Genomic DNA, 24899 nt, shown 5'->3' with positions numbered 1-24899 from the left:
TGCGCCTTAACATGCATTGGGAGCAGCTGATAACGTCGAGCTCTGACCCATATCGCCGACGCTAACTTGCTTACCTCTAGCGGGCACGTTGTTGTAGCAAAATACGTAAAATGCCTTCCCGATCCGGTTGCCAGCGCCATCTAGAGCAAGAGCGCCGGAGCCGCTAAAAACGATTAGTGTTCCAGTACTCGTTATTGTGCTATTCGTGTAGATCGCCTGGCGGCCACGTAAAACGGTATCGCCGCTGTCCCAGGCGTTGTTGCCATTGACGTCGAAGAAAACGATTCGACCTGCATTCCATGCACCCGTACAACCGCTGGTAGCATTTCCGGAACAAACACCTACCGTGGTTCCGCGCTTAACTGCTTCACTGCGGGCGAAGTTAAGGTCTGCCAAGAAATCATTGACCTGTCCGCTGAGTCGGTGGCTCGCTACGATTTGCGACATGCCGGGAGCGGAAAGGCCGATCAAGACGGCAGCGATGACGAGCGTTACCATGAGCTCAATCAGTGTAAAACCTGCAGATTCAGACTGATTTAAGACAGACGGTATATTTTTACCGATATTAGGTAACTGATACGTTGAGTTAAGGAAGACAAACGGTTCATTAATACCGACAAAAGGATCAGTAGGGGTCCAGACTGAAATCGAAGTCGGATACATAGATGAATGTCCCTTGAGCTCAAGCCGTATTTTGCGGGTGGAAATTAGTACCCTTGGCGTTTTCTTTGTTAAGTCTACTGCGGTCGTAAGGCTCCGCAATTGCCGCAAAACGTCAGTGGGTAAAGCGACCGGCCGCTGATCGGTCGATTAGATACGCTGGCAGCTATGGAGGAGAACGCCGAGCTGCAAATTGGGTTCGACCCAAGCCGATGTCTAAATTTATACTTTAATAAATGGCGCTCAGTTTCCCCTCAACTGAATCGGATGTGGCGACGCTTTTGCGGACGCATGGTATTAGTCCAACCGCACAACGCATATTGATTGCGCGTGTCATTTTTTCTCATGGCACCCACCTTTCAGCGGAAGAGGTATTCAGTAAAGTTAATGCTAGTAACCAGAAAGTGTCGAAAGCGACGGTATACAACACGCTGGGCTTATTGGCGTCGAGAGGAGTTGTCCGAGAAGTCATTGCTGACCCAAAACGCGTTTTTTACGACCCCAATACCCTTCCGCATTACCATTTTTATGACGAGGCGACCGGGCGGCTGACGGATATCGATGCGACCCAGGTCAAGGTTACCGGGCTACCGTCGCTACCCGAAAACACGGAATTGCAGGGCGTAGATGTGATTATTCGATTGCGTCGCCAGGACAGCTAATCATCGATTTTATAGTTGGTTGGCGGCCCCGTTAGGCTTATACTTGCGCGCTCATTTTTCCTGGGCCGGTGTAGCTCAGTTGGTAGAGCAACTGATTCGTAATCAGTAGGTCATCGGTTCGACTCCGGTCACCGGCACCAATTAAATCAATAGCTTAATAGCGTTTTCGGTTTGTTTGTGAATATTCTGCGGATACTCCGGCTTCGTAGTCGCATCTAGCTCAGATGCCGCTTTGCAAATTTCCTCAAGCGGCCGCTTCTTGTTCCGCTGCCTCAGCTTTACGTCGCGTTCATCGTTAGTCCTTGTTCAGCCGATACGGCAACAACGCTTCAGCTGTCACGCAAGAGCGTTTCCGAGAGCAACGTTGAGAAGAATGGCGCCCAGCTCATACGCTATGAGCTACTTGCTGGATCAATGCTGGTGCCGATGCCGGTGATGAATATCGGGATAATGCGGATGCTTGTGCACGATCGGCTCATGCCGGTGTAAATGAACGTGCGGCTCAGAGTCGTTCCAAGGGAAGTCGTGCTGGTGTTGATGATGCTCATCGTGCACGTGACGATGGGCGTGTGTGAGTGTTTCGTGTTGATGCGCATGCTCATGGCGTTCCGTTAGATGCAGCCACACGCCAGCGCCCATGAACGCTGTGGCGATCCAAAACAACGGACCCGGCGTTTCTTGCAGCAACAACAACGATAACGCCGCGCCGAAGAACGGTGCGACGGAAAAGTAGGCGCCGGTGCGGGCGCTGCCGAGATGACGCAACGCGAGCACGAATAACACCAGGCTCATACCGTAGCCGAGCATACCGACGACACCGACGGCGAGCACCGTGTTGACATTCGGTAACGTAGCGCCGACGCCGAGCGCGATACCTGTGTTCGTCAGTCCCGCGATTAGACCCTTCAACCCGGCAATCTGCACCGGATCGCCGGCGGCGATCTTGCGCGTGAGATTGTTGTCAATCGCCCAGCAAAGACAGGCGCCGGCGATGAACAACGTCCCGAGTGACGTCTCCCAGCGTGCGTCACTCGGCCATGACAACACCACCCCTCCGGCGACGATCAATGCCATGCCTAACGCGATACGGCGATCGAAGTTCTCCTTGAACACGAACCACGCGAGCAGCGCGGTGAAGACACCTTCGACGTTAAGCAGCAGCGATGCACCTGCCGCCGTTGCTTGCATTAAACCCATCATGAGCAATACCGGGCCGACAACGCCACCCGAGAGTATCGCGCCTGCGAGCCAAGGAAGATCGCGGCGCGTGAGCGCGGCGTCGTGTGCGCCGTGGTCAACGCGCGCGCGGCTTAATAACCACCAGGCGAGCAATCCCAGCCCCGAACCGAGATAGAGCAAGCCGGCGAGCAATAGCGGCGACACAACCGTGCCGCCCAACAGCTTGGCGAGTGGAACGCTCGCTCCAAACAGCACTGCGGCGAGCAGCGCGCTCGAAACACCCGGCTTGAGAAAAATTTTCGTCATCGATAAGAGATCGCGCAATCGTGTTTTGATAGTGTTGCACAACACCAAGGTCGGCACCCACAGCAGCCTTTTAACGCGGCCCAACCCCATAACGGAAGTCATCGAACGCGGTCACGCTGTCGGCTTTAGTCCACACGCCGACGGCACCGGGGCCGGTGATATGGTCGTCCTGCCGCTCGATGTATTTCTTGCCGTTCAAGAAAACGCGGATCGTCGTTCCCGCGAACTCGACGCCTAACGTATGCCATTGGTTCGGCGCCACCGGCGCGTCGACGTAGGCGATCGTCTTGCGAGTACCGTTCTCGGTGTAATAGAGCGAGACGTTATTCTCCAGTGCATTCGCGCGGGCGACGTAGTAGTTGTTGGCGTCCTTCCAACGCCATACCAGCCCGCCTGCTTGATCTTCCCGTCCGGCGATGGATTTGAACTTTACCTCCGCGAAACCGTTCTCGAGGGAAGCGCCTTGTTTCACACACCAGGGAAATGTGCCGCTGCCCGACTGCTTCAACACGTTGGGCAGACTGGGTGCGGTCGCATCGGTTTCTACCGACCATTTCGGCGTCCCGTGTCCGGTAACACCTGCCGTCCAGTCCGCCGGCGGCGAACCCGGCTTGTCACGGTCGAATGAACCGGCGTCGGCCAATACCGGCACCGACACAAACCACAGCAGCAACGCAAAAATCCTAACCATTAGCCCTCTCCAGGATTGGCAACTCGATGTGTCGGCAGAGATAGCGATACGCAGGTGCCGTGTCCCACGTCGCTGGTAAACGCCAGACGCCCGTGATGAAGCCGCACGATTTCATTCACGATGCTCAAGCCAAGGCCGGCGCCGCCACGCTCGCGCGAACGGTCGACCTCGACGCGGAAAAAGCGTTCCGTCAACCGCGGCAACAATTCGGGCGCGATCCCTTTGCCTTGATCGACGACAGTAATTTCAATCCATTGCTCTGTGCGCTTCGCGGTGAGATGGATCTCGCCACCCGGCGGCGAGTACTTGATGGCGTTGTCGATGATATTCAGGAACACTCGAATCAGTTGGTCGACGCTTCCTTGCATCGACAACCCGGCAGGCACTGCGACGTCAATGCTGACGGTGGACGCCTGCGCCATCGGCGACATCTGCGCAACGACGCTCGGCAGCAACTCGCTGAGATCGATTTCTTCCACGGCCGAGCGATTGTTCGCTTGATCCATGCGCGCCAACATCAACAGGTCGTTGCTGAGTCGGATGAGACGATCCGCTTCACGTTCGACTTGTTGAAGGACTACTTGATACTCCTCAATACCGCGCGACCGGCTGAGCGCCACACCAATCTGGCCCTTGATGGCGGCGAGCGGCGTTCGTAGCTCATGGCTGGCATCGGCGGTGAAGCGGCGTTCGTTCTCGAACGCTTGTTGAATGCGGTCGAGCATGCGATCGACGGTCGCCGCCAGACGGCCGATCTCGTCGGGCACACCGCGGTAGTCGATACGACGGCTGAAATCTTGCGCGCTGATTTCATCGGCGGTCCGGCGGATGCGATCGACCGGCCGCAGTGCGCGATCGGCCAGAAAAATGCCGCCGATGCCGACGAACACCAGCAGCACCGGCACCGCAATCAACATGCTCAACATCAATCCTGACAGCGCCTCTTGGATGGGCGTCAATGCTTTGGCCGCCTGCGCCCAACCGCGCAAATTTCCGCTGCCGTCGGCGATTCGCTGGGTATAGGTGCGCCACGGTTGCCCTTGGTAGGTGCCGCCGTTGACGTCGGCCGTAACGAAACCGGGCTCGATACGTGCCGGCCATGGCAAACCGTTTTGCCGGCCGAAGCCGGCGATGTTCGTACCATCGGGCCGCAGCAGTCGAATGCTGAAACCGGCCTGAGTTATATGACGTGCGGCATGGCGGTACTCTTCGCTGTCGACAAAATCGGGTTCGGCTTTGTTGTCGGCAACGTAGCTCAGCGCCTGGGCAACGGCGACCTTCAGACCTTCATCGGTGGATTGCAACAGCGTTCGCTGCAGCTGGAAATACAAATACACGCCGAACAACGACAGCACGATCAACAGCAACGCTAAGTACCACAGCGTCAGCCGTACGCGAAACGAACGCCAGCCGCCGTCAAACATCGCTGGCATCTCCCAACAGGCGATAACCAACGCCGCGCACGGTTTGAATCAGCGCAGTTTGCCCGGGCTTGTTGATCTTGCGCCGAAGGTAACCGACATAGACCTCGATCACATTGAGGTCGCCGAAGAAATCGCTGTTCCAAACCCGCTCAACGATCTGCGTACGGGTCAGGACATGGCGCGGGTTGCGCATCAAATATTCGAGTAAGGAGAATTCGCGCGGACTCAGCGCAATCGTTTTACCGGCGCGCGACACTTTGCGCTGCGCCAGATCCATCGTCATGTCGGCAACGCGCAATTCAGTACCGACTTGCAGCGGCGGACGCCGCAGCAACGCACGGACTCGCGCCAGCAGTTCGCTGAAGGCGAACGGCTTGACCAGATAGTCGTCGGCCCCGCCGTCCAAGCCGGCGATGCGATCGTCGATCGTATCCTTGGCGGTCAGCAACAGAACCGGTACGCGATTGCCGTCGGTGCGCAGTTGCTTTAGCAACGATAAGCCGTCGCGCTTTGGCAGCAGGATGTCGAGGATGATGGCGTCGTACGGGCCACCACTGGCGTGGTGCAGCCCTTGCTCGCCGTCGACGGCGACATCAACCGCATAACCGGCCTCGGCCAAGCCGTCGCGCATGAAATTCGCAATGCCGGGCTCATCCTCCACGACCAGGACGCGCATCGTTGTGTTTCCTAAATTAATTCGCCAGCAGAGATCCGATGGCTCGCCACTACACCGTGGCGAGCCATCGGAGAACGAGTGCAATTTATCCTTAATATGTGCAACCGCAAACACTGTATCGGGTGTTGTGGCCCATCAGTAGGCCAATGGGTTCCCGGCAAGATCGATCCACGATTCCACGGTTTTGCCTGCCTGCAGGGCTAACAATTTGAACGCCGGTTTGCCGTTTTGGATGGCTGGGGTGATCGAGTAGATCATTCCTTGCTGTTGCGCGGCGGCCTTTTTCACCAGCTCGGCCAAGCTCAGTTGGGTTTGCTGCATGACCGTCAAATGCATGGCCGAGCGAGCAATATGAGGTTTGTCGCCGAAGACTTCTTTTTCCGGCGACCAGCTGGTTTTGGTGGCATCGCCGTCCAATTCAACTAATTCGTTTTGCTCCGCAGCAACCGCACGACCTTGCTTCGCGGTGTACACGCTTAAGTGCAAATCCTTGCCCGACATTTCGAGCTTCGCCGAGATCGGCAAACCGGCTAACTGCTCGGCACGATTGATGCCGTCCACGAGACTGATTTTGGCGTCGGGCAACCGTGCTGGAAGCGCGCTCTGATCACCGCCGGCATAGGCGAATGACGCCGACAGTCCGGTTGCACACAATAAGAGTACCATCGCCAGGGTCGTGTTTGATTTAGAGAATACGGGGTTTGCGGACTTCATTAACTATCTCCTTGTGGAAAGATGTTTAGGAAGTCGCAGTATGGGAAATCAATCTGAGAAGTCGCTGAGAAGAAAATAAGAGTTTTCTCAGGTACGGCTACGCCTATGCATAGCCGCGTTATTGGTTAAGGTTCTGATACCTGAGACTAAGGGTTAGAAAGATGGATTTTTTTGAGCATTGAGCGATTTCCGGCGAATTCGCTAAACCACCGCGTGAATCGGCTTGACCTTGCCCTTAGGGCAACCGGTAGAGTGTGGCCATGGATTTTCAACAACCCTCGCGTCTCCTTTCCATTGGAGAATTCGCCGCGGCGACGCAGCTGTCGCCCAAAGCGTTGCGGCTGTACGACGAGCAAGGACTGCTGCGGCCGGCGGCGGTGGAGACGAGCAACGGCTATCGCTACTACCGCGACGATCAAATTGCGCTCGGGCGTTTGATTCGCACGCTGCGCGATATGGAGCTGCCGCTCGCGGACGTGGCGGCCGTTGTCGCCGACTCGGCGCGTGCCGAAGCGCTGTTGTATCGCTTCGCGCAGGAAGGCGAACAGCGGTTCGCGCGACAGAAGCGTGCGTTACAAGCAGCGCTGACATTGCTGCGCAATAACGCACCAACCGAGGGGCCGGCGATTAGCGAGCGCAAACGTTCAGCGACGATGGTGGCGGTGTGGCCGTTTCTGGGAGAGCGGCGCGCATTGCTTGAACGTTTTCGCGGAGAGCTAACTGCGGGTTACGCGGTGTTGGCTCAGGCCGGTGTGGCGCCCGCGGGCGAACCGTTTTGTGTGCTGATTGATCCCATATCGGACGACGAAGGTCGGCTCGAAGCAGCCATTCCTATTATGACGCCGGTGACCATGCCAAACGGTATCGCCACGCGGCAGTTGCCGGCGCGCGATGCCGCGTTTATCGGCGTTCAGTTCACCGACGCGGCCACGCTCGATCTCACCGCGTCGCTCGATACGTTGTTCGACTGGTTTGACCGTCGCGGTTACCGGGCGGTTGAGCCGCCGGCCGTCTCATTCATCACCAATGACCATGGTTCGCGGGCCGAGATTACTTGGGCCTACGAGCCGGTGTTGGTGTCATCCCATTTACCGAGGTGATTATGTCGACGTCGATTTCCTCCGATCATTTGTATGCGCAGCTCGGTCTGCCGGCGTCGTCGGTCATTGTCGACGTGCGCCGCGAAGACGATTACGCCGCGCGGCCGCGCCTGTTGCCCAGCGCGCGCCGTGGCGATCCCGAGCACATCGCTCAGTGGTCGAAGGCGCTGCCGCGTACGCGGCCGGTGGTGGTTTATTGCGCGCACGGACGGAGCGTCAGTCAGTCCGCCGCCAAGGCACTGACGGCGCTCGGCTACGAGGCATCGTATCTCGATGGCGGAATCGAAAGCTGGACGACGGCCCAGCACGCGACGGTGAGAGCGCGCGCCGAATTCAACGCTCCCGGCGGTTCGCGTTGGGTAACGCGCGCGCGGCCGAAGATCGACCGGCTCGCGTGCCCGTGGCTTGTGCGCCGTTTCATCGATCCCGATGCGTTGTTCTTTTACACGCCGGCGCACCGCGTGCGCACCGAAGCAGAAGCGTTGGGCGCGCAACCGTACGACATTGCCGACGTGATGTTCTCGCACCGCGGACCGCGCTGTAGCTTCGATGCGTTCCTCGATGAGTTCGATCTCCACGACCCGGTGCTCGACGCCGTCGCCGACATCGTGCGCGCGGCCGATACTGCCACGCTTGAAAAATCGCCACAGGCGCCGGGCCTGCTCGCGATCTCGCTCGGGCTGTCGGCGAATATTTCCGACGATGGGCTTCTATTAGAACAAGCGATACCGATCTATGACGCGCTTTACGCTTGGTGCAAAACCGCAAAGGACGAGACCCACGCATGGCCGCAGAAGAAATACTGACCCAACCTGCCGCGACCGCACCGAGCCCGGTCAGCTTCGCCGACGCGTTCCGTTATTGGCTGAAGCTCGGTTTCATCAGCTTCGGCGGCCCAACCGGGCAGATCGCGATCATGCATCAGGAGCTGGTCGAGCGCCGACGCTGGATCTCCGAGCATCGGTTCCTGCATGCGCTCAATTACTGCATGCTGCTGACGGGACCGGAGGCGCAGCAACTCGCCACTTACATCGGTTGGCTGATGCACGGCGCCTGGGGCGGGATCGTGGCCGGCGCATTGTTCGTGTTGCCGTCGCTCTTCATTCTGGCGGCGCTCACGTGGATTTATCTTGTCTTCGGCAATGTGCCGGCGGTGGTGGGAATTCTGTACGGCATCAAGCCGGCGGTCACGGCGATCGTTATGTTCGCCGCCTATCGCATCGGCTCGCGCGCGCTCAAGAGCGGCGTGCTTTGGGGTATTGCCGCGGCGGCGTTCGCGGCGATCTTCGCGTTCAACGTGCCGTTTCCCTACATCGTGCTCGGCGCTGGCCTCATCGGTTACGTCGGCGGTCGCGTGGTGCCGGCGAAGTTTCGCACCGGCGGGCATCACGGCGATGCCCACAAAAGTCTTGGGCCGTCGATCATCGACGATGACACGCCGCCGCCAGCGCACGCGCGCTTCGCGTGGTCGCGCCTCGTTGGTTACAGCGCCGTTGGGTTAGCGCTCTGGGCCGCGGTAGAAGGTACGCTCTACGCGCTTTTCGGTTGGTACGGCACGTTGACGCAAATCGGTTGGTTCTTTACCAAGGCAGCACTCCTTACCTTCGGCGGTGCTTACGCGGTGTTGCCCTACGTCTATCAAGGTGCGGTCGACCACTACCAATGGCTCAACGCCTCGCAGATGATTGATGGCCTCGCACTCGGGGAAACAACGCCGGGCCCGCTGATTATGATCGTCGCGTTCGTCGGTTTTGTCGGTGCCTGGACCAAGGAAATCTTTGGCCCAAACGCGCTCGCACTAGCCGGCATTGCCGGCGCGACGGTGGCGACGTTCTTCACGTTCCTGCCGTCGTTCGTGTTTATCCTCGTTGGCGGGCCGATGGTGGAAGCCACGCGCGGCGACCTCAAGTTCACTGCGCCGCTCACTGGCATCACCGCTGCCGTGGTTGGAGTGATCCTGAACCTCGCGATGTTCTTCGCCTACCACGTGCTTTGGCCACAAGGGTTTCGCGGTACGTTTGAGTGGTTCTCTGTGTTGATCGGGATCGCGGCGTTTGTTGCGTTGTGGCGTTTTAAGATCGGGATCATTCCGGTCGTTCTCGCCTGCGGGGTGGGCGGGTTGATCTACACGTTCCTCGTGTAGAACGAAATTATTTAATCCGCTTCGGCCTCGATTTTTCCCGGCCGCTCATTGCTTGAGACGTTGGCTCGCCAGGCCGAAGACTGACGGAGAATCAGTCGCCTATATCATCATCGGCGGTGGTGGCTTTGGCGGGACGGGAGCCCGGGTAGAGCTGTGTTGAGTCGTAGCGGAAGCCCTTCCGGTATGCTATATGCATACAGCATATGAAGCGCTCCAGCCCTGAAAATACAGCCGTTATGAAGCGAGCCACCAGTCGGCAGTGGGTTCTAAAACCTCAGGACCTCGCCGTAGCGATGAAACTCGTTACCCTCGGAAATCGGTGGTTGCCTTACGCCGAATTGGGTCAAGCGATGCGACTGTCTCGTTTCGAGGCTCACGCAGCAGTGCAGCGACTTGCCGCTGCGGGTTTAGTTGCCGAATTTGATGGGTCGCCGCGCCCGATTATGGCCGCGTTACGGTCGTTCATACTTTTCGGAGCGAGATACGCCTTCCCACCCGTTCGCGGCGGTCAGACCATCGGTTTTCCTACCGCGCACGGGGCTGCACCCTTGAAGCAAATGATGGTTGCAGGTTCTGAACCTGTTCCGGTGTGGCCTCACCCGAAAGGAACTGTTCGGGGCCAAGCCTTGTTACCGCTTTTTGAAAAGCTTCCGCTGGCAGCGATGGACGACCCCCCTTTCTACGGGTTGCTTGTATTGTTCGATGCGTTACGCGCCGGACACGCTCGGGAAAGGGAGTTAGCGGCGAAATTGCTGGAAGAGCGTCTGAAATGAAAGAGGTCGGCTCCAAAGACGACCCGAACCTGGGGATTTTGGTGTTGGTGGCGGACGCACTGGGTGATCTGCGCGATTCGTTAGTGTTTGTCGGGGGCTGTGCAACCGGCTTACTACTTACCACGGCGCGCGCCGAACTGATTCGAGCAACTCAGGATGTCGATGTCGTCGCGCAGGTGGCTACGCTCGTGCAGTACCATAAGCTGGAAGCGTCTCAAACAACTGGCTGAATTGAATCGCGCATGAGCACTAACTGCAGGTGGTAAAGATTGCCAAAAAGCAGACTATTTTTTTGAAAGTGAAAGAGAAGTCGATATTTTCGACAGAAAATTCGTAATCAGTAGGTCATCGGTTCGATTCCGGTCACCGGCACCAAAATCCAATGTGGGTCAAATGCCGATCACGGTCCCGTGTGATCGCATCGGCACTTTCCCGCCGCCAGATATTGTATGCTGTTCCTCTCGCACTATTATAAATATTCGGTCGCCTGTTCGTACTGACGGAGCATGTTGTCTTAATCAGTCGCCTATTGGTTGGCGCCGCCGTTAATATTCAAACAGACAACATGCCGCCCTTTTCCTCCTGCTTTTGCTGCATACATCGTGTTGTCAGCATGTCGTATTAGCGTTTCCGGATCGTTTCCGCATTCTGGATAGGTCGCAATTCCAACGCTCATCGATAAATGATCTTTGGTATAGAGGCGCACCGATTCGCGAATGTGTTCGGCGAGATGTTGGATCTTTTCATTTTTCAGATCGTGCAACAGCACGACGAACTCATCTCCGCCTACTCTTGCGGCGACATCTGACTGGCGTATCGATTGTCGCATTGCGCTGGCGACTTCACGCAGGGCGTTATCGCCCGCTTCATGTCCCTTACCATCATTGATTTTTTTAAAGTTGTCGAGGTCGATGAACATCACTAAAAACCGTCTTTTATGTCGTTCCGACATTGCGATTGTTTCGCGAAGCCTTTCGTACAAAAACGGCCTATTAGGTAGCCCAGTTAGCGGATCATGGGTCGCCAGTTCACGTAGTCGTTGATTTGCATCGTTCATGCGTTGATAGAAACGTCTTGCAAAAATGGGGAGAGCGACGATTCCGAGCCATAGGCCAACGCTAAGTGGTTCCAGTGATCGCCAGTAGTCGCTGAGAAACACGACGCATCCAAAGCCGGTTGCTGAACAGAATGTTGAAAAGAGGAGGTAACGAAGACTTCCATAACGCGCGCCGTTACCGATATCTACCCATAGGTACACGATATAAATGGGGCTTATCCAACCGCCGTACAGGAGTAAGACCCCAGTGACCATCGCCCGGTCGCCCAGTGTGTGGCATACGCGACGAATGAGCGACCTCGTCGGCGACAAATAAATCCAAACGAATATCGCGATTGCGAACCCGATATAACTAGAGAGGATGGTAAGAAATAACGTCGGTACCGTCGTGCGGTAATGCAGCGCAACAGCAATACCGTAGATAAGAACGAAAGCGGTAAAGAGAACACGAATTACGTTCTGTTCGACTTCGGTATCGGGACATAAACGGAAGCGATCGAACAGCCGCTGCCATTGGTTGACGGGTATGACAGTGGTTTGTGAACCGTCGGCGCGTCGATTTTTTGATGGGTATACTTCGGGCGCCATCTCGTTCGTCTTTTTACGATGATATTTATCGCAAATACGTTGCCACCCGCGTGGTGGGTTGGGAGTTTGCGGATCGCCAGAACGTCGATTCCGAATTTGTTCTTCTGTCGCCATGTGCATCGTCCCTATCGCACTATCGTGCGTATTCTGAAGATTGTTTTTCCGATTGGATGAAAAGAGTAAAAGATGCCGCTGTTAAAAGGAGCGGCGTAATCGGCGCGTGTAAATTATTACTCTTCCGATAAGCTTAACTTCCTTAAGTTTGCGCTCCTCCATTATTTCTTCACCGTCCGGATCTTCCTGGGTTAAGCGAACGCGTGCATGCTCCAAGAATTGGACCCGTCGGATAACGTAATTTCCTTCATCATTTAATACAAAGATGCCGGCGCGATTCGCATGTTCTCGGCGGCAATCGCATAATAGCCAGTCGCCCGCTCGTACTGATCGAAACAACTCGTCTGATCGCACGATAAATATTGCCAGTTGCTCAATATCGAGTTTCCATTCGAGCAGTAAGTTACGCCGGAAGGATAGGGTGGCTGCTCGTAATGCAATGGCTCGACCTTCAGTGGTAAACGATTGATCGTCGACCGCATCCAGATCATATGTCGGTATCCGCGGATACTCTCCCGCATCGGAAGACGGCTTTTGGTACTCCTCAACCCATGCACTTAACTCGCAGAGAGCGAGCTTACTGATCCCGGGAGCGGAAGTAACAACGCCATCGTTATATGCCAGACAGAACTCGACTAATCCGTTTGCCGCGGTAATTCCTCTACTACGACAGTAACGCGAGAAAGTATCGACGACGAGATGGCGCGACTCTGTAGGAATCGGTCGCATGGGCCCCGTTCCGGCGGCTAACCATTCGATGTTTAAGCCGGCAACATTGGCGAGCGCAATAAGGGCGGGTCGGGTCGGTTCTCCGCCGGTGAAATAATGCCGAAGCCCGGATTTTGAAATAACGTCTTCCAGCTTCGTAGCGATCTTGTTCACGTTGCCCACTAGCTCGGCCAAGACCTCCATCCTTTCGATGAACGTGGGGTGGCTTTTTTTCAGTAGAACAGGGGTGCTTGCCATTATTCTAAATGCCGCCTAGTATGTGCGAAATACAGATATATATAGGTTATATACGGAATAAGAGTTATCTAAAACAGTAACACATATGGATAGGAAACGTGGCGGCATCGCTGTAGGCCGAGATGAGTTTTGTTTAGCCATCGATACCAACGGAGGGAACATAAACGTGTTGATCTTGACCAGGCGGGTTGGTGAGGGCGTTACCATTGGTGATGATGTCAGGGTTGCGGTTCTTGAGATCAATGGCAATCACGTGCGGATTGGGGTTGCTGCGCCGAGGGACATTCCGGTTCACCGCGAGGAGATTTACGAGAGTATAAAAAAGCGGAGGAAAGCCGGTATAGAAAACCGAGCGAGTTCTGAACCGTTCGGAAAAACAGTCTGAGAAGAACAAGTAGTTTAGCCAAGTTGTGTGTAGACAGGCTGAAACTTTGTTAGGGAGGAGGCGACGTCATGCAGTGGATCGACGGCATTAGTTATGCGGAGCATCCATTCGAGTGGACCAGACCACACTTTAATTTGCGATATCAGTAGAGCTTGATTCGGTCGTGTGCTGCGCGGCTTAGGCTGGAGGCGACTCAAGGGAGCGTTTGGACCGTGAACAATAAGAAGATCACCGCAGCATACGACCCAATCAAGAACGAACGAAAGACGAAGAAAGAGGAACGTAACCAAGTAGAAGGAGCGGAGCGGCTTAGTGACTCTTGCAGAGCGAGCGTGTTTCGCATTGTATTCACCGGTGATTTCACCGATATACGACATACCGCAAAGGATCCATCAAATGTCGCCAAAGAAATCGACAGCCAATATTCCGTTGTCAGAGCAACAGGGAAGCACTCCGGTATCGAAACAGGAGACAGGGAAATACACTCAAGTTAAGCCAAAGCCCAAGAGCTATCCCCTACGGCGCCACCTCGCCGATCGACTGCGGCTACTACGCAAAGTTCGCAAGTGGTCGCAAGGGCAGGTCGCAGACGAGAGCGGACTGCATCGAACCTACATCAGCTTGGTGGAACGCGGACGGTGCAACATTAGCCTGGACAACCTTGAGCGGCTTGCCGACGCATTCGGTATAGGAGCCGCCGACTTGATAAGTCCTGATAACTCCACTCAATCGGCGGAATACACGTAAACATCTAAAGGTACTGTAGCGCCGTGCCACCCGCTTAGGCGATGAGCGTGAGCCCCACGGCCGCAAATCCGGCAATCTGCCACGGAAAGTTCAAAGAAGGAACGACCACGATGCTTATTTATACGAGGCGTGTCGGCCAAACCCTGACCATTAGCAACCGCCTTGTTATCACGGTACTTAACGTTGAAAGCGATCACGTTCGTATGTGCATCGATCTAGACAATACCTTCCAATTCATTTTCTCCAGCGGTGTGGGTCAGACCTTGAACATTGATGACGACACATCGGTCACGGTACTGGTGAGCAAGGGCGGTCACACTCGTCTTGGCGTCGACGTCGCCATAAATACGCCGGTTTACCGGGAAGAAATTCAAAAGCTTATTTCATGGAATGAAATCCGCCTGAATCTTTGTGACGACAACGCTGATCGGTTTTTTAATTGAGCAATAGCAGATGAAGGTGCGGAGAGCTTTCGATATGAAGATATCCAAACAGGTTCTCTTTTCGCGACGCAGCATACTAATTTTTGTGGTAGCAATCTTGATCATAGAAATTATCGCTTTCACTTTAGTTGATTCGGCGAATCGATCTAACATGCGAGCCTGTTCATATCCTTTATTGGTCTCGATCCATATCTGGCTTACCCATTGGAGTTTCGACAGAAAGCAACGAAAGAAGAATCGAAAGGACAGAGAGATAATGGTTCGTCAAGTACTTAATCAACGTAAGTAGGTCGGTCGGACTTCTATATTGGGGAACCGCATTTGTTGCGGGAACGATTACTAATTGGACTCGGTCGCAAGCTGCCAATGTATCTGCAGGCAGAAGCTGCCGGTATAGCGATGATTGCGTCCTGTCACGGATTCGAGACCGATCTATCCACGTTCCGGTGGCGCTTTTCGGTGGCAATAGAGCGCATCCAAACGTCTGCACCGTATTCTCAGGTTACCCATACCATTGCCAACGTCACTCTTGCTATCAAATCACTGTTCCAGGACGTAACGCATCATGCGAAACACATTCAGGGTCGACGCAACGGTTCTGGGGTAGCGTATTGATACGGCATTTGCTTCAGATCGCTGTATTGCGAGATGTTTCGATGTAAACCCATTTTCACTGCTCCGCTGCATAGCGGACAACGGTGGCCAGTCAGCCTCTGAAAGATAGTGCAGTCCAGAGAGCCGGGAGCTATATATGTTCGTATGACAGTTAAGGGCGCCACGATGCTGCTCCACCCGGGCCAACTGACCCTCGCTGATCTTCGCAAGATCGCTATGCCGGCAACGACGCACGATCTCATTCAGCTCGCGGCGTCGAGCTACGCCGCAATCGACGCCGGTGCCCGCACCGTACAGAAAATCGTCGCTAAGGGAGATCCCGCCTACGGCATTAACACCGGCTTCGGTCGTTTGGCGTCCCATCATATTCCAACGGATCAGATCGAATTGCTGCAACGCAACCTGGTGTTGTCGCACGCGGTTGGCGTCGGCAGCGCGTTGCCGGAGCCGATCGTGCGCTTGGCCATGGTGCTGAAGCTCGGCAGTATGGCGCGCGGCTTTTCGGGTGTGACTCGTCAGCCGATCGATGCGCTGATCGCGCTGTACAACGCGCAAGTGTGGCCGGTCATTCCCGGTAAGGGATCGGTCGGTGCCTCCGGCGATCTCGCACCGTTGGCGCATTTGACCTGCACGTTGCTCGGTATCGGCGAAGTGACGGTGAATGGTCAGTTGCTGCCCGCCAGCGAAGGGCTAAAGCGCGCCGGTTTGAAGCCGCTGCAGTTGGCCGCGAAAGAAGGGCTGGCGTTGCTTAACGGTACGCAGGTCTCTACGGCGATCGCGCTGTATCATTTATTTCAGATCGAAGACTTGCTCCAAACCGGTGTGGTCACCGGCGCCTTGTCCGTGGACGCGGCCATGGGCTCGGTCAAACCCTTCGACGCACGTATTCATGCGCTCCGCGGTCAGCTTGGCCAAATCGACGCCGCCGCCGCCTATCGCGAATTGTTGAAAGACAGCGGGATCAATGCCGCCCATGCCGGCTGCAGCAAGGTGCAGGACCCATACTCGCTGCGTTGCCAACCGCAAGTGATGGGCGCTTGCTTGGATCAAATGCGGCACGCCGCCGAGGTGCTGGTGCGTGAAGCTAACGCCGTGTCGGACAATCCGTTGGTGTTCGCCGATACCGGCGAAGTGCTTTCCGGCGGTAACTTTCACGCCGAGCCGGTGGCGATGGCGGCCGACAATCTTGCCATCGCCGTTGCCGAGATCGGCGCGCTCGCCGAACGCCGCATCGCGCTGCTGATCGATGCGACGTTATCTGGGTTGCCGGCGTTCTTGGTAAAAGACAGCGGCCTGAACTCCGGTTTCATGATCGCCCACGTTAGTGCTGCCGCGCTTGCGTCCGAGAACAAAACGTTAGCGCATCCGGCGAGTGTCGATTCGTTGCCGACATCGGCCAACCAAGAAGATCATGTATCAATGGCAACCTTCGCCGCGCGCAAGCTCGGCGAGATGTGCGACAACACCGCCGGCATTCTTGCGATCGAGCTGTTGGCCGCCGCGCAAGGCATCGACTTCCGCGCGCCGCTGACAACCTCGCCGCGGTTGCAGCCGGTGATGCGGCGTATTCGCGAGCACGTCGCACGCTACGATAACGATCGCTACTTCGCACCGGATATTCATGTCATCCAACGGCTAGTGCAGCAGGGTGTGTTCGCCGGTTACAGCCCGCTACGCGTTGCCTCGCGCGACGGCAGCGCGAACTGACGAGGATGTAAGCAATGGACGATGCCCGCTTGGACACCACGCGTACCATCCGCGCACCGCGCGGCAGCCAGCGTGTTTGCAAGAGTTGGTTGACCGAAGCGGCCTATCGCATGATTCAGAACAATCTCGATCCGGAAGTCGCCGAGCATCCGCAAACGTTGGTCGTGTACGGCGGTATCGGCCGCGCGGCGCGCAATTGGGCGTGTTTCGACCAGATTTTGGCGAGTCTGCGCGAGTTGAACGACGACGAGACCTTGTTGATACAGTCCGGCAAGCCGGTCGGTGTGTTCCGCACCCATGTCGACGCGCCGCGCGTATTGATCGCCAACTCCAATCTTGTGCCGAAGTGGGCCACCTGGGAACATTTCCATGAGCTTGATCGTAAGGGTCTCATGATGTTCGGGCAGATGACCGCCGGTTCGTGGATTTACATCGGCTCCCAAGGCATCGTTCAAGGCACGTACGAAACGTTTTGCGCCATCGCTAATCAGCACTTCGATCGTAACCCCAAGGGTAAATGGATTCTTACCGGCGGTCTCGGCGGCATGGGCGGTGCGCAGCCGCTGGCGGCAACGATGGCCGGCTTTTGTCTGTTGGCGGTGGAGTGTGACGAGACGCGCATCGACCTACGTTTACAGACGCGCTACCTCGACAAGAAAGTAACGACGTTGGATGAGGCGTTGAAGGTTATCAACAACGCCTGCGCCAAAGGCCAAACGATTTCGGTCGGTTTGCTCGGCAATGCCGCCGATGTTTTTACCGAGCTCGCCGCGCGCGGCGTCTTTGCCGATGTCGTCACCGATCAGACCAGCGCGCACGATCCGATCCACGGTTATCTGCCGCAAGGTTGGACCGTCGAGCAATGGCATGCGGCGCAAGTTAACGCACCGATGAGCGTAGTTGGGCCGGCCAAGCAATCGATGGCGCGCCAAGTGCAGGCGATGCTGGCGTTTCAGCAAAGCGGGGCAGTGGTGCTCGATTACGGCAACAACATTCGGCAAATGGCGCACGACATGGGCGTCAGCAACGCCTTCGATTTCCCGGGCTTCGTGCCGGCGTATATTCGACCGTTGTTCTGCAAGGGTTACGGTCCGTTTCGTTGGGTCGCGCTGTCCGGCGATCCCGACGATATTTACAAGACCGACGCGAAGGTCAAAGCGCTGATTCCGCACGATCCGCACTTGCATCATTGGCTCGACATGGCGCGCGCGCGTATTACTTTTCAAGGATTGCCGGCGCGCATCTGCTGGGCCGGCGTGAAGGATCGCTATCGCCTCGGCTTGGCATTCAACGAAATGGTTCAGACCGGCGAGCTGAAAGCGCCGATCGTTATCGGCCGCGATCATCTCGATACCGGCTCGGTGGCGAGCCCGAACCGTGAGACCGAAGCGATGCTGGACGGCTCGGATGCTGTCTCCGATTGGCCGTTGTTGAATGCACTGCTGAATACCGCCAGTGGCGCGACTTGGGTCAGCCTGCACCACGGCGGTGGTGTCGGTATGGGTTATTCGCAGCATGCCGGTGTCGTGATCGTGTGCGACGGTAGCGAAGCGGCCAGCAAGCGGCTCGAGCGCGTGTTGTTCAACGATCCGGCGACCGGCGTCATGCGTCATGCTGACGCCGGCTACGAATCGGCGAAGCAAACGGCGCGCGAGGTCGGTTTGACGTTGCCGATGTTTCAGGGTTAAGCAAGCGTTATGCGCGCCGATCTGCTAATTCGACGAGCGCAGCTGGCTACGTTCGATCCGAACGTGAACAACGATGGTTATGGAACGATAGCTCACGCCGCGATTGCGCTGCACGACGGTCGTATCGTCTGGCGCGGTGCCGACCGGGATTTGCCGGCCGATCTCGACGCCAAACAAGAACTCGATGCCGGTGGGCGCTGGTTGACGCCGGGATTGATCGATTGCCACACGCATCTGGTCTACGCCGGCCATCGTGCCGACGAGTTCGAGATGCGCCTGAACGGTGTCGGCTACGAAGAGATCGCGCGTGCCGGTCTCGGCATTCGCTCAACTGTGCGCGCCACGCGCAGTGCCTCGGAAGAGGAATTACTCCAGCAAAGCTTGCCGCGCTTACGCAATTTGATGAACGAAGGGGTAGCCACCGTAGAGATTAAATCCGGTTATGGTCTCAATATGACCACCGAACGCGCGCAACTTCGCACGGCGCGCAAATTCCACGCCACGCAACCGATTCATGTCAGCACTACCTTTCTCGGTGCGCACGCATTACCGGAAGAGTTCGTCGGTCGCGCCGATGACTACATCGATCATCTGATCGCGGAGATTCTGCCTGTGCTCGCGCATGAAGGGTTAATCGACGCCGTCGATGCCTTTTGCGAGACCATCGGTTTCACGCCGGCGCAGGTCACGCGCTTATTCGACGCGGCGCGCGCGCTCAATCTACCGGTGAAGTTACACGCCGAGCAGTTGTCCGATCGGAGCGGGGGCGAGTTAGTCGCGCGCTATCGCGGTTTGTCGGCGGATCATTTGGAATGGTTGTCCGACACTAGCATCGCTGCCATGGCACAAGCGGGAACGGTTGCGGTATTGCTACCGGTTGCTTTTTATTGTTTGCACGAAACGCGCTTGCCGCCGATCGCCGCCTTGCGGGCCGCTGGAGTGCCGATGGCGGTTGCCACCGATTGCAATCCCGGCACGGCTCCGTGTCCGTCCATACTACTGGCGCTCAATATGGCGTGTACGCTGTTTCGGCTGACACCGGCCGAGGCACTTGCCGGCGTCACCCGTGAAGCGGCGCGTGCCTTAGGACTGCAACACGATCGCGGTCGAATTGCCATTGGCCAACGTGGGGATTTAGCGCTGTGGTCTATCAACCATCCCGCTGAGCTGTGTTACCACTTGGGATACAACCCACTGGCGTTGCGGATTTTTAACGGAGCCGTTCCCGCCGGCGCTTGTTGATTCCTTGCTACCGACACCGCGGACGCGGCGAATGAGACCGTCGTGTGTTAGGTCGCGCAACGCGCGATTGACGGTCATGCGGCTGGCGTGAAAGTGCCGTGCTAACGAATTTTCCGATTCGACTCTATCACCGGGTTTCAGCCGACCGCTACGGACGTCGTCAACGATGACGTTTTTGATGACCTGAAAGATCGGCATTACTACGTTTGCCGGCTGCGATTCCATCGCCGTAGGGCGGGGGGTGTGCGCGGCATCTTTTAGCTTCATTCCGGATGTTCCGTTAGGCGATAAAAACTAAGAAACAAAAAAGACAACGACTATGCGCCGAGTTCTAGCTTGCCGTTGTGAGTAGAAGCGATGAAGGAGGGCAACGACGCGAGCTAGGATACGACAATAACGCGTGATGAATCGTTTAGATTACTGGCCAAATGGCCAGTGGTTGTATTTGGCGCTGGTCTTAAACTAGCGGCCTGCAGGGAGGAGCTCTTAGTGCGCGAGTGAGGACCGCAAAGTTTCGGTCCTCATTTTTTTTTTTGCTAAAGCCGACTGGTTAAAGTCGGTAAATAAGTGATTGCCGGCGGCGTATGCTCTGTTTCACCCGCATGCGTCGCCGGACTTTTACTCCACCGTAAGCCAATTGCCGCCGTTAGCTGGCGGACTTGTTCGGATCCGGTGGGAGTCGCCATGAGACCAACAACGTGGCGACGAGTACCAGAATCCCTACCGCAACAATCGATCGCACGGGCGATGCGCCATTGGCGGCAGCGAGCGTGTAAAGACCCACCGTTATCAGCATCGCGATATTTTCGAAAAAGTTTTGCAGCGCGACCGCGCCGCCGCTGCCGATCGTTTTGTGACCGATCTCCTGTAACGCCGCATTGATTGGCACCATGAATAATCCACCGGTAACACCCACTAATACCAGCACCGCCCGCGCCGGCCAAATGGCGTCGACCTGACTCAATACTAAGATGAACACGCCCATTGCATAAGCCGCGAGCCGCGCGCGCCGCAGGCGCTCGATCGGGATGAGCTTGGGTACGAGCGTCGCGCCGATGACGATTCCGATGGCAAGGGCGAGCGTAAGGTTGGCGATGTCGGCGGTGTTATGCGTCAGCAACACGACCGGCGCCCATGCCACCAGCAACAAGCGCAGTACCGCCGCTGCCGCCCAGAACAGACCAGTACCGAGCATAGCGAAACGCGCGCGGCTACTGACGAACAGCGAGCGCATCATGTCGATGAAGTGGCCAACGCCGGGTTGGTCAGCGCGATGTTGCGGTGCGATCTTCGGAATCAGCAAGGTCGTCGCCAGCGACAGGCCATAGCACGTGACCACCAGCAACAGCGCCGCCGTAATCGACCGATCGGCCACGCGCGCGCCGACGACGGTACCGGCGATAATAGCGACGATGGTCGAACCTTCGATCAGGCTATTGGCCTGTACCAGCCGATCGTGCGGCAACATTTCCGGCAATATGCCGTATTTCGCCGGACCATAAACGGCGGCACCGATACCGACGAAGGCGTAGGCGAAGATCGGTTCGAGGCCGAGCAACATGAACAACGCGCCGGCGCCTTTCAACGCATTCCCGATCATGAGCACCCACGCTTTCGGCCGGCTGTCGGCGAACGGTCCGACCCAGGGTGCCAGCACCACGAAGGCGACCAGAAACGCGCTCTGTAGCGCCGGTACGTACCATGGCGCGGCGTTGCTGGCATGCAGCACCATGGCGATAGCAGCAAAGAGAATCGCGTTGTCGGCGAATGCCGTTATGAACTGAGCGACGAGTAGGGCGTAGAGGCCGCGGCTCACGAGGCTAACTCCTGTTCCACCAACGCACGTGCGCCGGGGTAATCGATTTTGCCGGTGCCGAGCAGCGGTAAATTTTTGGTAATGAGAATGCGCTTCGGCACGCTGATTTCACCGACGCCGTCGCCACGGGCGCGGGCTAGTAGATCGGCGCGATTGGCGTCGTGTTGATCCGTGAGTAGCACCAGCTGTTCGCCCTTCTGCGGATCCGGCAGATTAACGACCGCGTGTAACGCTGCCGGCCAGGTACGAGTTGCCAGTTCTTCGACCGCCGCCAACGACACCATCTCGCCGCCGATTTTGGCGAAACGTTTGGCACGGCCGTGAATGTGCACGAAGCCATCGGCATCGACGCTGACGATGTCACCGGTGTCGTACCAGCCGTCGCCCATGTTCGAATGTGGTGGCACCAATGTGCCGGGGCGATCGGCCAAGAAGTAACCGAGCATGACGTTTGGCCCGTGCACGTGCAATCGTCCACCGGTACTGATGCCGGCGACCGGTTCCAGCCGGTAGTCGATACCCGGCAGGAACTGCCCAGGGCTGCCAGCGCGGAAGCCCATCGGCGTATTTGCCGCCAACACCGGGCTGGTCTCGGTCGCGCCGTATCCTTCGAAGATACGAACGCCGAATTTTTCCATCCAGTCAGTACGCGTTTCGTCTTGCAGCTTTTCAGCGCCGGCAAAGACATAACGCACGCTGTAGAAGTCGTAGGGATGGGCGTAGCGCGCGTAACCTTTTAAGAAGGTATTGGTGCCGAACAAGATGGTGGCGTTAAGGTCGTATGCCATTTCCGGCACGATGCGATAGTGCAGCGGCGACGGATAAAAGAACGTGCGCATGCCGGCGAGGATCGGCAGCAGCGTGCCGGCGGTAAGACCAAACGAATGAAATAGCGGCAGCGCGTTTAAGATCACGTCGTGGCTGCTGAAGGCGATACGGGCGGCAATCTGTTCGCGGTTGGCCAGCAGATTGGCGTGCGACAGCACGACACCCTTCGGCGTTCCCTCGGAGCCGGACGTAAATAGCACGACCGCCGGATCGTCGGCATTGGCGGTCGGTGCCGTGTGGTGATAGACCAGCCGCGCCAGCGGTATGGACGCGAGCGCGCGTAACTTGTCGAGCAGACCGATCTTCGCGCGAAAGTCTTCCAAATAGACCAGCTGCACTTCTTTTGCCAGCAGCTCGGCCGCCGTTGTTAATTTTGCCACTTCAATAAAACGGCGCGATGTCAGCACCGTCTTGATCTTGGCTGTGCGGCAGGCCGACACTATGCCTTGCGCGCCGACTGTATAGTTCAACATCGCCGGCACACGGCCGTAGGCCTGTAAGCCGAAGAACACGACCGCATTGCCGACCGCGTTCGGTAGCAGCAGTCCGACGCACTCGCCAGGTACCGTTATCTTTGCCGCCAGCCGACCGACGATGAACGCGCGCATCAGTAGCGTGTTGTAGCTGAGCGGTTGGCGCTCGATATCTTCGACCACTTTCTGGTCACCGCCATGAATCGCCTTCGCATCAAGCAGTGCGCGGAACAGCGTGCGTCGATAGTTCGAGGTCACAAACATCATCTGCGTCATGATGTCGGCTAGTACGCTACCCGCCTTTTGCCGGCGCGCGCGCCCGCGCAGTTTCGGCGACAACTCGATCATCGTTGCCGGCAAGATGGTCAGGCGAATCACCGGAAACCAACGTAATCGCACGCGTCCACGTAACCGCGAGAACGGCGTGTATTGCGCGCCGTCGATGCGTACCGGCACAAGCTTGGCCCTCGACTTATCGGCGATCATGCCGGTGCCGTCGTAAATCTTCATCAACGAACCGGTAACGGTGATACGGCCTTCGGGAAAGATCACCGCTTTGCGGTCTTCTTGTAAGTAGCGAATCAGTGCGCGAGTGGAGTAGGGGCTCGTCGGATCCATCGGAAACGCGTGGACCAGCTTAACGAACGGCCACACCCACCAGCGTTTAGCGATGTGCGAGTTGACGGCGAACGTCAGATCGTCGGGGAGAAAGGTTGCCAGCAATACCGCGTCGAGAAATGACGTATGGTTGGCAACGACTAGCACGCGATCGCCAGCGGCGCGATAGTGTTCGAAGCCGCTCACCTCCACCCGATAAAGCGCGCGCAGTAGAACGCGAATAAGGGTTTTCAGCCAACGCATAGATAGCCTCTCTTTGAATAATCGTTCAGCGGCGTTTCGGTTTTTGCTTGAAGCCGATCAGATAATTCGTCACTAGCGAGGTAACGATCTTGTCCGCCGCTTCCAAACCTTGCTCATGCAGCCGATCGGCTAAGCCCAACACGGCGACCCCGTGTACGCCGCTCCATAACGCCTGGGCGGCGGTCTTGAGATCCTTCGCCGATCTTTCCGGTGCGACATCGCGCAGCTGTTGCTCGACGATTTCGAACATGCGCGTTACCTTTTCTTGAAACCAGGAGGGCAGGGGTGTTGCCGGCGGATGCTCGAAGATCAGGCTCCAAAGCGCCCGATTGGCGAAGCCAAAATTAATATATTGGCGGGCGAGCGCGAGCAAGCATCTTTCCGGATCCTTGCCGCGGACGGTCACGGCCTCGAGCGTTGTATGCAGGTCATCCAGCGTACTGCCGTTGATATGTACGATCAGGTCATCAAGATTGCGGAACACCAGGTACAAGCTACCGACGGCGTAACCGATGGCGTCGGCGACTTTGCGCGTCGACAATGCACCGTAACCTTGTTTTGCGATTAATCGCCTGGCAGCGGTCAGCGCCATTTCTTTGATTTCTTCCGAGCTATGTTCGCTTTGTTTACGGCGGCGGCCCACGGTCAGTTTACCTATTGAACATTGTTCATTAATTGCGGTACTGTATTGAACGATGTTCAATAAGTCAACGGAGCAAGATGTCGATGCGTGAAACACGATTCAACTTCAGGATAGACCGTTAATGGTCTATGCGACGGATTAGATGCCATCCGTAGCCGGGATGGAGCGAAGCGTAATCCGGGGCCATGCTCTCCTGGATTACGGCGCTTCGCGCCTCCCTCCAGGCTGCAAATTACAAACGGTGGGGCTCGGTATTCTTGAGATGCGATCTAATATAAGGAAGCTCTAAACAATTCCTAAAACAGTCGGACAAGTTGACTAAGAGACGGTAACAAAATGAACGTTGGCACGTTAACTCCCTCCCCCTCAGGGGGAGGGTTGGGGTGGGGGTGGGTTTG

At 56.8% G+C, this 24899-nt stretch carries 25 protein-coding genes and 2 tRNA genes; 15 read left to right on the top strand and 12 right to left on the bottom strand.

All coding sequences use genetic code 11. The features are described 5' to 3' along the window. Positions 1–6: 6 nt before the first annotated feature. Complete coding sequence (locus tag HY308_17780) at positions 7–663, bottom strand: GspH/FimT family pseudopilin (GenBank protein MBI3900121.1); 657 nt, start codon at positions 661–663, stop codon at positions 7–9. A 233-nt stretch (positions 664–896) separates the two neighbouring features. On the opposite strand from HY308_17780, the gene HY308_17775 reads away from it, so the two are divergent. Then, positions 897–1322: a transcriptional repressor gene (locus tag HY308_17775; protein MBI3900120.1), complete on the top strand. Its 426-nt coding sequence runs from the start codon at positions 897–899 to the stop codon at positions 1320–1322. A 64-nt stretch (positions 1323–1386) separates the two neighbouring features. After that, positions 1387–1462: transfer RNA gene (locus HY308_17770), tRNA-Thr, on the top strand. A gap of 271 nt (positions 1463–1733) precedes the next feature. On the opposite strand, the gene HY308_17765 is transcribed toward HY308_17770, so the two are convergent. The 5 genes from HY308_17765 to HY308_17745 all read right to left on the bottom strand — a co-directional run bounded on the left by HY308_17765 (position 1734) and on the right by HY308_17745 (position 6312). Then, positions 1734–2807: a DMT family transporter gene (locus HY308_17765; GenBank protein ID MBI3900119.1), complete on the bottom strand. Its 1074-nt coding sequence runs from the start codon at positions 2805–2807 to the stop codon at positions 1734–1736. A gap of 70 nt (positions 2808–2877) precedes the next feature. Then, complete coding sequence (locus tag HY308_17760; protein MBI3900118.1) at positions 2878–3498, bottom strand: hypothetical protein; 621 nt, start codon at positions 3496–3498, stop codon at positions 2878–2880. Further along, the gene (locus HY308_17755; GenBank protein MBI3900117.1) at positions 3498–4922 is read right to left on the bottom strand and encodes a HAMP domain-containing histidine kinase; all 1425 of its coding nucleotides are present in this window, start codon (positions 4920–4922) and stop codon (positions 3498–3500) included. The genes HY308_17760 and HY308_17755 overlap by 1 nt, the downstream gene beginning before the upstream one ends. Beyond that, the gene (locus HY308_17750; GenBank protein MBI3900116.1) at positions 4915–5598 is read right to left on the bottom strand and encodes a response regulator transcription factor; all 684 of its coding nucleotides are present in this window, start codon (positions 5596–5598) and stop codon (positions 4915–4917) included. The genes HY308_17755 and HY308_17750 overlap by 8 nt, the downstream gene beginning before the upstream one ends. A 135-nt stretch (positions 5599–5733) precedes the next feature. Beyond that, positions 5734–6312: a hypothetical protein gene (locus tag HY308_17745; GenBank protein ID MBI3900115.1), complete on the bottom strand. Its 579-nt coding sequence runs from the start codon at positions 6310–6312 to the stop codon at positions 5734–5736. Positions 6313–6572: 260 nt separating this feature from the next. Between HY308_17745 and HY308_17740 the strand changes: the two genes are divergently transcribed. The 6 genes from HY308_17740 to HY308_17715 all read left to right on the top strand — a co-directional run bounded on the left by HY308_17740 (position 6573) and on the right by HY308_17715 (position 10703). Then, on the top strand, positions 6573–7412 hold the full coding sequence (locus tag HY308_17740; GenBank protein ID MBI3900114.1) for a MerR family transcriptional regulator: 840 nt from the start codon (positions 6573–6575) through the stop codon (positions 7410–7412). A 2-nt stretch (positions 7413–7414) separates the two neighbouring features. Further along, positions 7415–8218: a chromate resistance protein gene (locus HY308_17735; GenBank protein MBI3900113.1), complete on the top strand. Its 804-nt coding sequence runs from the start codon at positions 7415–7417 to the stop codon at positions 8216–8218. Beyond that, on the top strand, positions 8197–9555 hold the full coding sequence (chrA, locus tag HY308_17730; GenBank protein MBI3900112.1) for a chromate efflux transporter: 1359 nt from the start codon (positions 8197–8199) through the stop codon (positions 9553–9555). The genes HY308_17735 and chrA overlap by 22 nt, the downstream gene beginning before the upstream one ends. A 203-nt stretch (positions 9556–9758) precedes the next feature. Further along, a complete protein-coding gene (locus HY308_17725; GenBank protein MBI3900111.1) occupies positions 9759–10328 on the top strand; it encodes a hypothetical protein in 570 nt (189 codons plus the stop codon). Further along, the gene (locus tag HY308_17720; protein MBI3900110.1) at positions 10325–10558 is read left to right on the top strand and encodes a hypothetical protein; all 234 of its coding nucleotides are present in this window, start codon (positions 10325–10327) and stop codon (positions 10556–10558) included. Before HY308_17725 ends, HY308_17720 begins: the two co-directional genes overlap by 4 nt. Before the next feature lie 25 nt (positions 10559–10583). Beyond that, positions 10584–10703 (top strand) — tRNA-Ser (locus HY308_17715). A 151-nt stretch (positions 10704–10854) separates the two neighbouring features. Here the strand turns inward: HY308_17715 and HY308_17710 are convergent. Together HY308_17710 and HY308_17705 are read right to left on the bottom strand one after the other, a co-directional pair. Continuing rightward, positions 10855–12087, bottom strand: a complete 1233-nt coding sequence (locus HY308_17710) for a diguanylate cyclase (GenBank protein ID MBI3900109.1) — start codon at positions 12085–12087, stop codon at positions 10855–10857. 81 nt (positions 12088–12168) lie between these two features. Next, complete coding sequence (locus tag HY308_17705; GenBank protein MBI3900108.1) at positions 12169–12990, bottom strand: hypothetical protein; 822 nt, start codon at positions 12988–12990, stop codon at positions 12169–12171. A gap of 229 nt (positions 12991–13219) precedes the next feature. On the opposite strand from HY308_17705, the gene csrA reads away from it, so the two are divergent. The 7 genes from csrA to HY308_17670 all read left to right on the top strand — a co-directional run bounded on the left by csrA (position 13220) and on the right by HY308_17670 (position 19880). Then, on the top strand, positions 13220–13438 hold the full coding sequence (gene csrA / locus HY308_17700) for a carbon storage regulator CsrA (protein MBI3900107.1): 219 nt from the start codon (positions 13220–13222) through the stop codon (positions 13436–13438). Between the two features lie 212 nt (positions 13439–13650). Continuing rightward, complete coding sequence (locus tag HY308_17695) at positions 13651–13932, top strand: hypothetical protein (protein ID MBI3900106.1); 282 nt, start codon at positions 13651–13653, stop codon at positions 13930–13932. Continuing rightward, positions 13835–14185 (top strand): helix-turn-helix transcriptional regulator, encoded by a 351-nt coding sequence (locus HY308_17690; GenBank protein ID MBI3900105.1) that lies wholly within the window; start codon positions 13835–13837, stop codon positions 14183–14185. The genes HY308_17695 and HY308_17690 overlap by 98 nt, the downstream gene beginning before the upstream one ends. A gap of 47 nt (positions 14186–14232) precedes the next feature. Further along, positions 14233–14628: a carbon storage regulator gene (locus HY308_17685; GenBank protein MBI3900104.1), complete on the top strand. Its 396-nt coding sequence runs from the start codon at positions 14233–14235 to the stop codon at positions 14626–14628. A 780-nt stretch (positions 14629–15408) separates the two neighbouring features. Next, positions 15409–16950 carry a histidine ammonia-lyase gene (gene hutH, locus HY308_17680; protein ID MBI3900103.1) on the top strand — a complete coding sequence of 514 codons (1542 nt, stop codon included), beginning with the start codon at positions 15409–15411 and terminating at the stop codon, positions 16948–16950. Between the two features lie 14 nt (positions 16951–16964). Continuing rightward, a complete protein-coding gene (locus tag HY308_17675) occupies positions 16965–18638 on the top strand; it encodes a urocanate hydratase (GenBank protein ID MBI3900102.1) in 1674 nt (557 codons plus the stop codon). 9 nt (positions 18639–18647) lie between these two features. Beyond that, a complete protein-coding gene (locus tag HY308_17670; GenBank protein MBI3900101.1) occupies positions 18648–19880 on the top strand; it encodes an imidazolonepropionase in 1233 nt (410 codons plus the stop codon). Here HY308_17670 and HY308_17665 read toward each other — a convergent pair. The 4 genes from HY308_17665 to HY308_17650 form a co-directional block, all read right to left on the bottom strand. Continuing rightward, complete coding sequence (locus HY308_17665; GenBank protein MBI3900100.1) at positions 19773–20147, bottom strand: GntR family transcriptional regulator; 375 nt, start codon at positions 20145–20147, stop codon at positions 19773–19775. The two genes, HY308_17670 and HY308_17665, sit on opposite strands and share 108 nt — an antisense overlap. A 379-nt stretch (positions 20148–20526) precedes the next feature. Beyond that, positions 20527–21696, bottom strand: a complete 1170-nt coding sequence (gene lplT / locus HY308_17660) for a lysophospholipid transporter LplT (protein MBI3900099.1) — start codon at positions 21694–21696, stop codon at positions 20527–20529. Further along, positions 21693–23858 (bottom strand): AMP-binding protein, encoded by a 2166-nt coding sequence (locus HY308_17655; GenBank protein MBI3900098.1) that lies wholly within the window; start codon positions 23856–23858, stop codon positions 21693–21695. The genes lplT and HY308_17655 overlap by 4 nt, the downstream gene beginning before the upstream one ends. A 25-nt stretch (positions 23859–23883) precedes the next feature. Beyond that, positions 23884–24501 carry a TetR/AcrR family transcriptional regulator gene (locus tag HY308_17650; protein ID MBI3900097.1) on the bottom strand — a complete coding sequence of 206 codons (618 nt, stop codon included), beginning with the start codon at positions 24499–24501 and terminating at the stop codon, positions 23884–23886. Positions 24502–24899 lie beyond the last annotated feature (398 nt).

The sequence above is a fragment of the Gammaproteobacteria bacterium genome, from assembly GCA_016199745.1.
Lineage (GTDB): Bacteria > Pseudomonadota > Gammaproteobacteria > Acidiferrobacterales > Sulfurifustaceae > JACQFZ01.
This window is presented reverse-complemented; position numbering and strand designations above follow the sequence as displayed.